The sequence below is a fragment of the Streptomyces sp. NPDC054863 genome (assembly GCF_053610825.1).
In genome coordinates, this window is the sequence record NZ_JBSGZD010000204.1 from 1 (window position 1) to 14,378 (window position 14,378).

General features: G+C 65.1%; 8 protein-coding genes and 1 pseudogene. 8 read left to right on the plus strand and 1 reads right to left on the minus strand.

Annotation, left to right across the window (positions count from 1 at the left end; all coding sequences use genetic code 11):
• A pseudogene (locus ACWGIG_RS27755) lies at positions 1-94 on the minus strand (DUF2470 domain-containing protein); the annotation flags it as partial.
• A 216-nt stretch (positions 95-310) separates the two neighbouring features.
• Between ACWGIG_RS27755 and rplJ the strand changes: the two are divergent.
• The 8 genes from rplJ to tuf all read left to right on the plus strand — a co-directional run bounded on the left by rplJ (position 311) and on the right by tuf (position 14,316).
• Positions 311-841: a 50S ribosomal protein L10 gene (gene rplJ, locus ACWGIG_RS27760; protein ID WP_362417190.1), complete on the plus strand. Its 531-nt coding sequence runs from the start codon at positions 311-313 to the stop codon at positions 839-841.
• A 111-nt stretch (positions 842-952) separates the two neighbouring features.
• Complete coding sequence (gene rplL / locus ACWGIG_RS27765) at positions 953-1,336, plus strand: 50S ribosomal protein L7/L12 (protein ID WP_453324411.1); 384 nt, start codon at positions 953-955, stop codon at positions 1,334-1,336.
• A gap of 659 nt (positions 1,337-1,995) precedes the next feature.
• Positions 1,996-5,481 (plus strand): DNA-directed RNA polymerase subunit beta, encoded by a 3,486-nt coding sequence (gene rpoB, locus ACWGIG_RS27770; protein ID WP_453324412.1) that lies wholly within the window; start codon positions 1,996-1,998, stop codon positions 5,479-5,481.
• Positions 5,482-5,615: 134 nt separating this feature from the next.
• Complete coding sequence (locus ACWGIG_RS27775; RefSeq protein ID WP_453324413.1) at positions 5,616-9,527, plus strand: DNA-directed RNA polymerase subunit beta'; 3,912 nt, start codon at positions 5,616-5,618, stop codon at positions 9,525-9,527.
• Between the two features lie 435 nt (positions 9,528-9,962).
• Positions 9,963-10,334, plus strand: coding sequence for a 30S ribosomal protein S12 (gene rpsL, locus ACWGIG_RS27780; RefSeq protein ID WP_003948652.1), 372 nt, complete (start codon positions 9,963-9,965; stop codon positions 10,332-10,334).
• Positions 10,335-10,336: 2 nt separating this feature from the next.
• Positions 10,337-10,807 carry a 30S ribosomal protein S7 gene (gene rpsG, locus ACWGIG_RS27785; protein WP_362417264.1) on the plus strand — a complete coding sequence of 157 codons (471 nt, stop codon included), beginning with the start codon at positions 10,337-10,339 and terminating at the stop codon, positions 10,805-10,807.
• A gap of 38 nt (positions 10,808-10,845) precedes the next feature.
• Positions 10,846-12,975 carry an elongation factor G gene (fusA, locus tag ACWGIG_RS27790; RefSeq protein WP_453324414.1) on the plus strand — a complete coding sequence of 710 codons (2,130 nt, stop codon included), beginning with the start codon at positions 10,846-10,848 and terminating at the stop codon, positions 12,973-12,975.
• 147 nt (positions 12,976-13,122) lie between these two features.
• Positions 13,123-14,316, plus strand: coding sequence for an elongation factor Tu (tuf, locus tag ACWGIG_RS27795; protein ID WP_453324415.1), 1,194 nt, complete (start codon positions 13,123-13,125; stop codon positions 14,314-14,316).
• Positions 14,317-14,378 lie beyond the last annotated feature (62 nt).

Below are 14,378 nucleotides of genomic sequence, written 5' to 3' on the forward strand. Positions count from 1 at the left end.
CCATGCAGGTGCTCTGTTCGATGTCGGTGCTGTACGGGGCGGCCAGCAGCCCGGTGACCGTGACGCGGGCGCGCAGCCGGTCGCGTACTCTCGTGAAGAAGCCAAAGACCGCTGGTCGTTGTCGTGTGCTCGTAAGAGGGCGCGATGGCCGAAGGATCCGCTGGAAAGTCGCGGACGACCTGCGCAGGTGTTCGTGGAAAGTTCCCGGTTCATTCTGGTTGAGCTCAGCCCCGTGCGCTTGCGCCGGGGCGTTTTCGTTTTTCAGCCCCTTCTGAGCGGTCCTCATCACCCGGAAGGAGGCCGACGCTCTATGGCAAGGCCCGACAAGGCTGCCGCGGTAGCCGAGCTCGCGGACCAGTTCCGCAGCTCGAACGCCGCCGTGCTGACCGAGTACCGGGGTCTCACCGTTGCGCAGCTCAAGACGCTGCGTCGTTCGCTCGGTGAGAACGCCCAGTACGCCGTGGTGAAGAACACGCTGACCAAGATTGCGGCCAACGAGGCCGGGATCTCTTCGCTGGACGACCAGTTCACTGGTCCGACGGCGGTTGCCTTCATCACCGGTGACCCGGTGGAGTCGGCGAAGGGTCTTCGTGACTTCGCCAAGGAGAACCCGAACCTCATCATCAAGGGCGGTGTCCTTGACGGTAAGGCGCTGACCGCCGATGAGATCAAGAAGCTCGCGGACCTCGAGTCCCGCGAGGTTCTGCTCGCCAAGCTGGCGGGTGCCATGAAGGGCAAGCAGACTCAGGCTGCGCAGCTCTTCCAGGCGCTTCCGTCGAAGTTCGTCCGCACTGCGGAAGCGCTTCGCGTCAAGCTCGAAGAGCAGGGCGGTGCCGAGTAACTCGGCTCGCGCATTGGTCGTGACCCACTAGGGAAACGGCCGCAGCGGGCCGACAGTACGCCCGCCGACATTTACATCCGGCACCTGCCGAATTAGTGGAAGGACGCCATCATGGCGAAGCTCAGCCAGGAAGACCTGCTCGCTCAGTTCGAGGAGCTCACCCTCATCGAGCTCTCCGAGTTCGTGAAGGCCTTCGAGGAGAAGTTCGACGTCACCGCCGCCGCGGCCGTCGCCGTTGCCGGCCCCGCCGCCGGTGGCCCGGCCGCCGAGGCCGCTGAGGAGCAGGACGAGTTCGACGTCATCCTCACCGGTGCCGGCGACAAGAAGATCCAGGTCATCAAGGTCGTGCGTGAGCTCACCTCGCTGGGTCTGAAGGAGGCCAAGGACCTCGTCGACGGCGCTCCGAAGCCGGTCCTCGAGAAGGTCACCAAGGAGGCCGCCGAGAAGGCTGCCGAGTCCCTCAAGGGCGCCGGTGCGGCCGTCGAGGTCAAGTGACCTTCTGAGTCTCTGAGACTCTTTTTGCCGGAGAAACGCCGAGAGGTGTAACGCCGGCACTGCCAAGGGCGATCACCCAATGGGGTGGTCGCCCTTCGGCGTTCCCCGGGCGACTGGGCGCATCGCTTCCCGGCGAGTATGGTGATCTTCGTTGTGCGCCCCGCAGAGCCACTGTGCGCCCGCTGTACGCCGCTGAGGCGGTCCGGGCATGTGACAAAGCTCCGAGGGGGCGGGGGGCCTTGACGAACGGCACGCAGCGCGCAATTCTCAGGACGCGTCGTCACAACGATCCGACTCCGAGGCATGGATCGACGGCGAAGAGGGCAGTATCGAGATGCGTCCGCAGGGCGTGAGGGCGGCCCGTGACGTTGGCACCACCGCAGTCGTGACAGTGGTCGCAGCAGTGGCTCAGACAGTGGCGTTGAGAAGAACAAAGAGGCCGATGAGGGTCCCAAAAAACCCGCTCTGGACATCAGTGGGCCAAGTGGCTACACTGACCCTTTGCGCTGCCTGTTAGCTGCCTCCTGCCCGTCACCAGGGGCATGCCCACTGTTTGAGCACTGAGGAATGAACTGCCCTGTTCTGGGCCTTTCTGTCTCTGTGTCCAATGTGGGACCGGTACGCGCGTAGTGAGTCCGAGCCCTCGGAAGGACCCCCTCTTGGCCGCCTCGCGCAACGCCTCGACCTCCAATACGAACAACGGCGCAAGCACCGCCCCGCTGCGCATCTCCTTTGCAAAGATCAGGGAGCCCCTCGAGGTTCCGAACCTCCTCGCGCTGCAGACCGAGAGCTTTGACTGGCTGCTCGGTAACGCCGCTTGGAAGGGTCGCGTCGAGGCCGCTCTCGAGAGTGGACAGGACGTCCCCACCAAGTCCGGTCTGGAAGAGATCTTCGAAGAGATCTCCCCGATCGAGGACTTCTCCGGGTCGATGTCGCTGACGTTCCGCGACCACCGTTTCGAGCCGCCGAAGAACTCCATCGACGAGTGCAAGGAGCGCGACTTCACGTTCGCCGCCCCGCTCTTCGTCACCGCGGAGTTCACCAACAACGAGACCGGCGAGATCAAGTCCCAGACGGTCTTCATGGGCGATTTCCCGCTCATGACCAACAAGGGCACCTTCGTCATCAACGGCACCGAGCGTGTCGTGGTGTCCCAGCTGGTCCGCTCGCCGGGTGTCTACTTCGACTCCTCCATCGACAAGACGTCCGACAAGGACATCTTCTCCGCCAAGATCATCCCTTCCCGGGGTGCCTGGCTGGAGATGGAGATCGACAAGCGCGACATGGTCGGTGTCCGCATCGACCGCAAGCGCAAGCAGTCCGTCACCGTTCTCCTGAAGGCTCTCGGTTGGACGACCGAGCAGATCCTTGAGGAGTTCGGCGAGTACGAGTCCATGCGCGCCACCCTGGAGAAGGACCACACCCAGGGCCAGGACGACGCACTGCTCGACATCTACCGCAAGCTGCGCCCGGGCGAGCCGCCCACGCGTGAGGCTGCTCAGACGCTGCTCGAGAACCTCTACTTCAACCCGAAGCGCTACGACCTCGCGAAGGTCGGCCGCTACAAGGTGAACAAGAAGCTCGGCGCCGACGAGCCGCTGAACGCGGGTGTCCTCACCAGCAAGGACATCATCGCCACCATCAAGTACCTGGTCCGGCTGCACGCCGGCGAGGTCGAGACGGTCGGCGAGTCGGGTCGGAACATCGTCGTCGAGACCGACGACATCGACCACTTCGGCAACCGTCGTCTGCGCAACGTCGGCGAGCTCATCCAGAACCAGGTCCGCACGGGTCTGGCTCGTATGGAGCGCGTCGTGCGTGAGCGCATGACGACCCAGGACGTCGAGGCGATCACGCCGCAGACCCTGATCAACATCCGGCCGGTCGTCGCCTCCATCAAGGAGTTCTTCGGCACCAGCCAGCTGTCGCAGTTCATGGACCAGAACAACCCGCTGTCGGGTCTCACCCACAAGCGCCGTCTGTCGGCGCTCGGCCCGGGTGGTCTCTCGCGCGAGCGGGCCGGCTTCGAGGTCCGTGACGTGCACCCGTCCCACTACGGCCGCATGTGCCCGATCGAGACCCCCGAAGGTCCCAACATCGGTCTGATCGGCTCGCTCGCCTCGTACGGCCGCGTCAACGCGTTCGGCTTCGTCGAGACGCCGTACCGCAAGGTCGTCGACGGTGTCGTCACCGACGACGTCGACTACCTGACGGCCGACGAGGAAGACCGCTTCGTGATCGCCCAGGCGAACGCGACCCTCGGTGAGGACATGCGCTTCACCGAGTCGCGCGTCCTGGTCCGCCGTCGTGGCGGCGAGATCGACTACATCCCCGGCGACGACGTCGACTACATGGACGTCTCGCCGCGCCAGATGGTGTCGGTCGCGACCGCGATGATCCCCTTCCTGGAGCACGACGACGCGAACCGCGCGCTCATGGGCGCGAACATGATGCGTCAGGCCGTGCCGCTGATCACGTCCGAGGCTCCGCTCGTCGGCACCGGCATGGAGTACCGCTGTGCGGTCGACGCCGGTGACGTGGTCAAGGCGGAGAAGGCGGGTGTGGTCCAGGAGGTTTCCGCGGACTACGTCACCGTCGCCAACGACGACGGCACGTACACCACGTACCGGATCGCCAAGTTCTCCCGCTCGAACCAGGGCACCTCGGTCAACCAGAAGGTTGTCGTCAACGAGGGCTCCCGGGTCATCGAGGGCCAGGTCCTCGCCGACGGTCCCGCCACCCAGCAGGGTGAGATGGCGCTCGGCAAGAACCTCCTGGTCGCCTTCATGCCGTGGGAGGGTCACAACTACGAGGACGCGATCATCCTGTCGCAGCGCCTCGTGCAGGACGACGTCCTCTCCTCGATCCACATCGAGGAGCACGAGGTCGACGCCCGTGACACCAAGCTCGGCCCGGAGGAGATCACCCGGGACATCCCGAACGTCTCCGAAGAGGTCCTCGCCGACCTCGACGAGCGCGGCATCATCCGTATCGGTGCCGAGGTCACGGCCGGAGACATCCTCGTCGGCAAGGTCACGCCCAAGGGCGAGACCGAGCTGACGCCGGAGGAGCGCCTGCTCCGTGCGATCTTCGGTGAGAAGGCGCGCGAAGTGCGCGACACCTCGCTGAAGGTCCCGCACGGCGAGATCGGCAAGATCATCGGCGTCCGCGTCTTCGACCGCGAAGAGGGCGACGAGCTGCCGCCGGGCGTGAACCAGCTGGTTCGCGTCTACGTGGCGCAGAAGCGCAAGATCACCGATGGTGACAAGCTCGCCGGCCGTCACGGCAACAAGGGCGTCATCTCGAAGATCCTGCCGATCGAGGACATGCCGTTCCTGGAGGACGGCACCCCGGTCGACATCATCCTCAACCCCCTGGGTGTGCCGTCCCGAATGAACCCGGGACAGGTTCTGGAGATCCACCTCGGCTGGCTCGCCAGCCGCGGCTGGGACGTCTCCGGTCTGGGTGACGAGTGGGCGCAGCGCCTCCAGGCGATCGGCGCCGACCGCGTCGAGCCCGGCACCAACGTCGCCACCCCGGTGTTCGACGGTGCGCGCGAGGACGAGATCACCGGCCTCTTCGAGGCCACGATCCCCAACCGCGACGGCGACCGGCTGGTCCTGCCCTCGGGCAAGGCCCACCTGTTCGACGGCCGCTCCGGCGAGCCGTTCCCGGACCCGGTCTCGATCGGGTACATGTACATCCTCAAGCTCCACCACCTGGTCGACGACAAGCTCCACGCGCGTTCGACCGGCCCGTACTCGATGATCACCCAGCAGCCGCTGGGTGGTAAGGCGCAGTTCGGTGGCCAGCGCTTCGGTGAGATGGAGGTGTGGGCGCTTGAGGCTTATGGCGCCGCCTACGCCCTCCAGGAGCTGCTGACGATCAAGTCCGACGACGTGACCGGCCGCGTGAAGGTCTACGAGGCCATCGTCAAGGGCGAGAACATCCCGGAGCCCGGCATTCCCGAGTCCTTCAAGGTGCTCATCAAGGAAATGCAGTCGCTCTGCCTCAACGTGGAGGTGCTGTCCTCGGACGGCATGTCCATCGAGATGCGTGACACGGACGAGGACGTCTTCCGCGCAGCGGAAGAACTCGGTATCGACCTGTCCCGGCGCGAGCCGAGCAGCGTCGAAGAGGTCTGACGGGCCGGCCGGGGGTCTTGACGTAAGACGAAGACCCCCGGCCCTCCCCGGACCCGTTCAGACCATTTGAAGTGCCCATTGATCTCGCGCACTGCGCGAGGGGCTCGAACCCCCGAAAGAGGGATTGACGACAAGTGCTCGACGTCAACTTCTTCGACGAGCTGCGGATTGGCCTCGCCACCGCGGACGACATCCGGACCTGGTCCCACGGCGAAGTGAAGAAGCCGGAGACCATCAACTACCGCACGCTCAAGCCCGAGAAGGACGGACTCTTCTGCGAGAAGATCTTCGGCCCGACCCGGGACTGGGAGTGCTACTGCGGCAAGTACAAGCGTGTCCGCTTCAAGGGCATCATCTGTGAGCGCTGCGGCGTCGAGGTCACTCGCGCCAAGGTGCGTCGTGAGCGGATGGGCCACATTGAGCTGGCCGCGCCCGTCACGCACATCTGGTACTTCAAGGGCGTTCCCTCGCGCCTCGGATACCTGCTCGACCTCGCGCCGAAGGACCTCGAAAAGGTCATCTACTTCGCCGCGTACATGATCACCTTCGTGGACGAGGAGCGCCGGACGCGCGACCTGCCCTCGCTGGAGGCACACGTCTCCGTCGAGCGTCAGCAGGTCGAGAACCGTCGTGACTCCGACCTGGAGGCCCGCGCCAAGAAGCTTGAGACCGACCTCGCCGAGCTTGAGGCCGAGGGTGCGAAGGCCGACGTGCGCCGCAAGGTGCGCGAAGGTGCCGAGCGCGAGATGAAGCAGCTCCGTGACCGCGCCCAGCGCGAGATCGACCGCCTCGACGAGGTGTGGAACCGCTTCAAGAACCTCAAGGTCCAGGACCTGGAGGGCGACGAGCTCCTCTACCGCGAGCTGCGTGACCGCTTCGGCACGTACTTCGACGGTTCGATGGGTGCTGCTGCACTGCAGAAGCGCCTGGAGTCCTTCGACCTTGAGGAGGAGGCCGAGCGCCTCCGCGAGATCATCCGCACCGGCAAGGGCCAGAAGAAGACCCGTGCGCTCAAGCGCCTCAAGGTCGTCTCCGCGTTCCTGTCGACCAGCAACAGCCCCAAGGGCATGGTGCTGGACTGCGTACCGGTCATCCCGCCGGACCTGCGTCCGATGGTGCAGCTGGACGGTGGCCGCTTCGCGACCTCCGACCTGAACGACCTGTACCGCCGCGTGATCAACCGCAACAACCGCCTGAAGCGACTCCTCGACCTCGGCGCCCCCGAGATCATCGTGAACAACGAGAAGCGCATGCTTCAGGAGGCCGTCGACGCGCTCTTCGACAACGGCCGTCGTGGTCGCCCGGTCACGGGCCCCGGCAACCGTCCGCTGAAGTCGCTGTCCGACATGCTCAAGGGCAAGCAGGGTCGATTCCGTCAGAACCTTCTCGGCAAGCGTGTGGACTACTCCGCGCGTTCCGTGATCGTCGTCGGCCCGCAGCTCAAGCTGCACCAGTGCGGTCTGCCGAAGGCCATGGCGCTGGAGCTCTTCAAGCCGTTCGTGATGAAGCGCCTGGTGGACCTGAACCACGCGCAGAACATCAAGTCGGCCAAGCGCATGGTCGAGCGCGGCCGCACCGTCGTGTACGACGTCCTCGAAGAGGTCATCGCCGAGCACCCGGTGCTGCTGAACCGTGCACCCACCCTGCACCGCCTCGGCATCCAGGCCTTCGAGCCGCAGCTGGTCGAGGGCAAGGCCATCCAGATCCACCCGCTCGTCTGCACCGCGTTCAACGCGGACTTCGACGGTGACCAGATGGCCGTGCACCTGCCGCTTTCGGCAGAGGCGCAGGCCGAGGCCCGCATCCTGATGCTGTCCTCGAACAACATCCTGAAGCCGGCCGACGGTCGTCCCGTCACCATGCCGACCCAGGACATGGTGCTGGGCCTGTTCTTCCTCACGACCGACGAGGAAGAGCGCAAGGTCATCGGTGAGGGCCGTTCCTTCGGCTCCTCGGCCGAGGCGACCATGGCGTTCGACAACCGGGAGCTCTCGCTCCAGGCGAAGGTCGACATCCGCTTCCCCGTAGGCACCGTCCCGCCGCGTGGCTGGACCCCGCCGGTGGCGGAAGAGGGCGACGGCTTCGGCACGGGCGAATGGCAGACGGGCGACTCCTTCCGTCTCCGTACGACCCTGGGCCGTGCGCTCTTCAACGAGCTGCTGCCCGAGGACTACCCGTTCGTCGACTACTCGGTGGGCAAGAAGCAGCTCTCCGAGATCGTCAACGACCTGGCGGAGCGCTACCCCAAGGTCATCGTGGCGGCGACGCTCGACAACCTGAAGGCGGCCGGCTTCCACTGGGCGACCCGTTCGGGCGTCACCGTGGCCGTCTCCGACATCGTCGTGCCCGAGGCCAAGAGGGCCATCGTCAAGGGCTACGAGGACCAGGACGAGAAGGTCCAGAAGCAGTACGAGCGCGGTCTCATCACCAAGGAAGAGCGCACTCAGGAGCTCATCGCGATCTGGACCAAGGCGACCAACGAGGTTGCCGAGGCGATGAACGCGAACTTCCCCAAGACGAACCCCATCTTCATGATGGTTGACTCGGGTGCCCGAGGAAACATGATGCAGATGCGTCAGATCGCCGGTATGCGTGGTCTGGTGTCGAACGCGAAGAACGAGACCATCCCGCGGCCGATCAAGGCGTCGTTCCGCGAGGGTCTCTCCGTGCTGGAGTACTTCATCTCCACCCACGGTGCCCGTAAGGGTCTCGCCGACACCGCCCTGCGTACCGCCGACTCGGGTTACCTGACCCGTCGTCTGGTGGACGTCTCGCAGGACGTGATCATTCGCGAGGAGGACTGCGGCACCGACCGCGGCCTCAAGCTGAAGATCGCGGAGAAGGGCGCCGACGGCATCCTCCGCAAGACGGACGACGTCGAGACCAGCGTCTACGCCCGCATGCTGGCGGAGGACGTCGTCTTCGACGGCAAGGTCATCGCGCCTGCCAACGTCGACCTCGGTGACGTGCTCATCGACCAGCTGGTCATGCACGGCGTGGAGGAGGTCAAGACCCGCTCGGTCCTGACCTGTGAGTCCGCGGTCGGCACCTGTGCCTTCTGCTACGGACGCTCGCTGGCCACCGGCAAGCTCGTCGACATCGGTGAGGCGGTCGGCATCATCGCCGCCCAGTCCATCGGTGAGCCGGGTACGCAGCTCACCATGCGTACCTTCCACACCGGTGGTGTGGCCGGTGACGACATCACCCAGGGTCTGCCCCGTGTCGTCGAGCTCTTCGAGGCTCGTACGCCGAAGGGTGTCGCCCCGATCTCCGAGGCCAAGGGCCGCGTGCGGATCGAGGAGACCGAGAAGACCAAGAAGCTCGTCGTCACGCCGGACGACGGCAGCGAGGAGACGCCCTTCCCGATCTCCAAGCGTGCCCGTCTGCTGGTGTCCGAGGGCGACGCGGTCGAGGTGGGCCAGAAGCTCACCGTCGGTGCGACCAACCCGCACGACGTCCTGCGGATCCTCGGTCAGCGTGCGGTCCAGGTCCACCTGGTCGGCGAAGTCCAGAAGGTCTACAACAGCCAGGGCGTGTCGATCCACGACAAGCACATCGAGATCATCATCCGGCAGATGCTCCGCCGCGTGACGATCATCGAGTCCGGCGACGCGGAACTGCTGCCGGGCGAGCTCGTCGAGCGCTCGAAGTTCGAGACCGAGAACCGTCGTGTGGTCCAGGAGAGCGGTCACCCCGCCTCCGGTCGTCCGCAGCTGATGGGTATCACCAAGGCCTCGCTGGCGACGGAATCCTGGCTGTCGGCCGCCTCCTTCCAGGAGACGACCCGAGTCCTGACGGATGCGGCGATCAACGCCAAGTCCGACAGCCTCATCGGCCTCAAGGAGAACGTCATCATCGGTAAGCTCATCCCGGCCGGTACGGGTCTCTCCCGCTACCGCAACATCCGGGTGGAGCCGACCGAAGAGGCCAAGGCAGCGATGTACTCGGCCGTCGGCTACGACGACATCGACTACTCGCCGTTCGGCACGGGCTCCGGCCAGGCCGTTCCGCTGGAGGACTACGACTACGGTCCGTACAACCAGTAAGAGCGTGTAGCGGTACGTACGAAGGGCGCCTGCCCTGCTTTCGAGCGGGGCAGGCGCCCTTCGGCGTGCACGGGGAGGGGGTGGCCCTGTGGAGTACGCCACTCCGGCAGGGGGCCGCCGGCCGTTCCGGAGCCCGGGAGCCGGGCCACAGCGGTGATCAGAAGGGCGGCGGGGCGGTGCGCCGCTCGGGTGGACAGCATTTGTTTTGACCCAGGTCGATGAGGTAGGTACGCTCGTTCCTGTGCCTGGGGTGTGCCTGGGCTCCCTGTGCGTGTTTACAGCCGCAGAGCGAGCCCGTCTTTATGTGGGCCACCGTGATCCGCGTCATCCTCCGCTTCCGGCGGAGTGTGCCGGATCCGACACACCCGACCGCGTGGGTCGGGGACTGTTCCAGGTTAGTTTCACAGTGATCGGCACACAGAAAACGGAGAAGTAGTGCCTACGATCCAGCAGCTGGTCCGAAAGGGCCGACAGGACAAGGTCGAGAAGAACAAGACGCCCGCGCTCGAGGGTTCGCCCCAGCGTCGTGGCGTCTGCACGCGTGTGTTCACGACCACCCCGAAGAAGCCGAACTCGGCGCTCCGTAAGGTCGCGCGTGTGCGTCTGACCTCGGGCATCGAGGTCACGGCCTACATCCCGGGTGAGGGCCACAACCTGCAGGAGCACTCGATCGTGCTCGTGCGTGGCGGTCGTGTGAAGGACCTTCCGGGTGTTCGTTACAAGATCATCCGCGGTTCCCTCGACACGCAGGGCGTCAAGAACCGTAAGCAGGCTCGTAGCCGCTACGGCGCCAAGAAGGAGAAGTAAGAATGCCTCGTAAGGGCCCCGCCCCGAAGCGCCCGGTCATCATTGACCCGGTCTACGCATCTCCTCTTGTCACGTCGCTGATCAACAAGATCCTGCTCGACGGCAAGCGTTCCACCGCCGAGCGCATCGTGTACGGCGCGATGGAGGGCCTCCGCGAGAAGACCAACGCGGACCCGGTCATCACGCTGAAGCGCGCGCTTGAGAACGTCAAGCCTTCGCTTGAGGTCAAGTCCCGCCGTGTGGGTGGCGCCACCTACCAGGTGCCGATCGAGGTCAAGCCCGGTCGCGCCGCCACCCTCTCGCTCCGCTGGATCGTGGGTTACTCCCGCGCCCGCCGCGAGAAGACCATGACCGAGCGCCTCATGAACGAGCTGCTCGACGCCTCCAACGGTCTTGGCGCTGCCGTCAAGAAGCGTGAGGACACGCACAAGATGGCCGAGTCCAACAAGGCCTTCGCGCACTACCGCTGGTAGTCGTTACCCACTTCGAGACCGAGAGAAGATTGAGCCTTATGGCCACCACTTCGCTTGACCTGGCCAAGGTCCGCAACATCGGGATCATGGCCCACATCGACGCGGGCAAGACGACCACCACCGAGCGGATCCTCTTCTACACCGGTGTGTCTTACAAGATCGGTGAAGTCCACGACGGCGCTGCCACGATGGACTGGATGGAGCAGGAGCAGGAGCGCGGCATCACGATCACGTCTGCCGCGACGACCTGTCACTGGCCGCTCGATGATGTCGATCACACGATCAACATCATCGACACCCCGGGTCACGTCGACTTCACCGTCGAGGTGGAGCGTTCGCTCCGCGTCCTCGACGGCGCTGTCACCGTGTTCGACGGTGTGGCCGGCGTCGAGCCCCAGTCCGAGACTGTCTGGCGTCAGGCGGACCGCTACGGCGTGCCGCGTATCTGCTTCGTCAACAAGCTCGACCGTACGGGTGCCGAGTTCCACCGCTGCGTCGACATGATCGTCGACCGCCTCGGTGCGGTCCCGCTCGTCATGCAGCTCCCCATCGGCGCAGAGGCCGACTTCAAGGGCGTCGTCGACCTCGTGTCGATGAAGGCGCTCGTGTGGTCCGCCGAGGCCGCCAAGGGCGAGATGTACGACACGGTCGACATCCCGGACACCCACGTCGAGGCTGCTGACGAGTGGCGCGGCAAGCTGCTCGAAACGGTCGCCGAGCACGACGACGCGATGATGGAGCTGTACCTGGAGGGCCAGGAGCCCTCCGAGGAGCAGCTGATGGCGGCTATCCGTCGCATCACCCTCGCGTCGAAGGGCAGCGCGGACTCCGTCACCGTCAGCCCCGTGTTCTGCGGTACGGCGTTCAAGAACAAGGGCGTTCAGCCCCTGCTCGACGCCGTCGTGCGCTACCTGCCCTCTCCCCTGGACGTCGAGGCCGTCGAAGGCCACGACGTGAAGGACCCGGAGAAGGTCATCCTGCGCAAGCCGTCGGACGAGGAGCCCTTCTCGGGCCTCGCGTTCAAGATCATGAGCGACCCGCACCTGGGCAAGCTCACCTTCGTCCGGATTTATTCGGGCCGCCTTGAGGCCGGCAGCTCCGTGCTGAACTCGGTCAAGGGCAAGAAGGAGCGCATCGGCAAGATCTACCGCATGCACGCGAACAAGCGTGAGGAGATCCCCACGGTGGGTGCCGGTGACATCGTCGCCGTCATGGGTCTCAAGCAGACCACCACCGGTGAGACGCTGTGCGACGAGAAGTCCCCGGTCATCCTGGAGTCCATGGACTTCCCGGCGCCGGTGATCGAGGTCGCCATCGAGCCGAAGTCCAAGGGTGACCAGGAGAAGCTGGGTGTAGCCATCCAGCGTCTCTCGGAGGAGGACCCGTCCTTCCAGGTCCACTCGGACGAGGAGACCGGCCAGACCATCATCGGTGGTATGGGCGAGCTTCACCTTGAGGTGCTCGTCGACCGCATGAAGCGCGAATTCCGCGTCGAGGCGAACGTCGGCAAGCCCCAGGTCGCGTACCGCGAGACGATCCGCAAGGCCGTCGAGCGCATCGACTACACGCACAAGAAGCAGACTGGTGGTACCGGCCAGTTCGCGAAGGTGCAGATCGCCCTTGAGCCCATCGAGGGTGGCGACGCGTCGTACGAGTTCGTCAACAAGGTCACCGGTGGCCGCATCCCCCGGGAGTACATCCCGTCGGTGGACGCGGGCGCCCAGGAAGCCATGCAGTTCGGCATCCTGGCCGGCTACGAGATGGTCGGCGTCCGCGTCACCCTTCTCGACGGTGGTTACCACGAGGTCGACTCCTCGGAGCTCGCCTTCAAGATCGCCGGTTCGCAGGCGTTCAAGGAGGGTGCTCGCAAGGCCTCTCCCGTAATCCTTGAGCCGATGATGGCCGTTGAGGTCACCACGCCCGAGGACTACATGGGCGATGTGATCGGCGACCTGAACTCCCGCCGTGGCCAGATTCAGGCCATGGAGGAGCGCAGCGGCGCTCGCGTCGTGAAGGGCCTCGTGCCCCTCTCGGAGATGTTCGGCTACGTCGGAGACCTCCGCAGCAAGACCTCGGGTCGCGCAAGCTACTCGATGCAGTTCGACTCCTACGCCGAGGTTCCGCGGAACGTCGCCGAGGAGATCATCGCGAAGGCCAAGGGCGAGTAACTCTCCCGAGCTCACGCTTTAGGCTTGACCCGGAGCCGGGGGCATTCAGCACGTACCGTGTGGAATGCCCCCGGACCCGGCACCCCAGCAAAGATCACCTGGCGCCGATGAAGCAAGGCGTACAGAACCACTCCGCAGGAGGACCCAGTGGCGAAGGCAAAGTTCGAGCGGACTAAGCCGCACGTCAACATCGGCACCATCGGTCACATTGACCACGGTAAGACGACCCTCACGGCCGCCATTACCAAGGTGCTGCACGACGCGTACCCGGACCTGAACGAGGCCTCGGCCTTCGACCAGATCGACAAGGCGCCGGAAGAGCGTCAGCGTGGTATCACGATCTCCATCGCGCACGTCGAGTACCAGACCGAGTCGCGTCACTACGCCCACGTTGACTGCCCCGGTCACGCGGACTACATCAAGAACATGATCACGGGTGCGGCGCAGATGGACGGCGCCATCCTCGTGGTCGCGGCCACCGACGGCCCGATGCCGCAGACGAAGGAGCACGTCCTCCTGGCCCGCCAGGTAGGCGTCCCCTACATCGTCGTCGCGCTGAACAAGGCCGACATGGTGGACGACGAGGAGATCCTGGAGCTCGTCGAGCTCGAGGTTCGTGAGCTCCTCTCCGAGTACGAGTTCCCGGGCGACGACCTTCCGGTCGTCAAGGTCTCGGCGCTCAAGGCGCTTGAGGGCGACAAGGAGTGGGGCCAGACGGTCCTGGACCTCATGGCCGCCGTCGACGAGTCGATCCCGCAGCCCGAGCGTGACGTCGAGAAGCCGTTCCTGATGCCGATCGAGGACGTCTTCACGATCACCGGTCGTGGCACGGTCGTCACCGGTCGTATCGAGCGTGGTGTCCTCAAGGTCAACGAGACCGTCGACATCGTCGGTATCAAGACCGAGAAGGTCACCACCACGGTCACCGGCATCGAGATGTTCCGCAAGCTGCTCGACGAGGGCCAGGCCGGTGAGAACGTCGGTCTGCTGCTTCGTGGCATCAAGCGCGAGGACGTCGAGCGCGGCCAGGTCATCATCAAGCCGGGTTCGGTCACGCCGCACACCGAGTTCCAGGCCCAGGCCTACATCCTGTCGAAGGACGAGGGTGGCCGTCACACCCCGTTCTTCAACAACTACCGCCCGCAGTTCTACTTCCGTACCACGGACGTAACGGGCGTTGTGACCCTTCCCGAGGGCACCGAGATGGTCATGCCGGGTGACAACACCCTCATGGACGTCGCGCTGATCCAGCCGGTCGCCATGGAAGAGGGCCTGAAGTTCGCCATCCGTGAGGGTGGCCGGACCGTCGGCGCCGGCCAGGTCACCAAGATCTCCAAGTAATTACTTGGTGGTCCGACCTGGTTGCTCACTGACTGAGCTCCAAGTCTCAAGGAGAGGGCCCC

Excerpts from the sequence above, each read along its gene's own strand:
- rplJ (WP_362417190.1), top strand. The coding sequence starts at position 311 with ATGGCAAGGCCCGACAAGGCTGCCGCGGTAGCCGAGCTCGCGGACCAG.
- rplL (WP_453324411.1), top strand. The coding sequence starts at position 953 with ATGGCGAAGCTCAGCCAGGAAGACCTGCTCGCTCAGTTCGAGGAGCTC.
- rpsG (WP_362417264.1), top strand. The coding sequence starts at position 10,337 with ATGCCTCGTAAGGGCCCCGCCCCGAAGCGCCCGGTCATCATTGACCCG.
- fusA (WP_453324414.1), top strand. The coding sequence starts at position 10,846 with ATGGCCACCACTTCGCTTGACCTGGCCAAGGTCCGCAACATCGGGATC.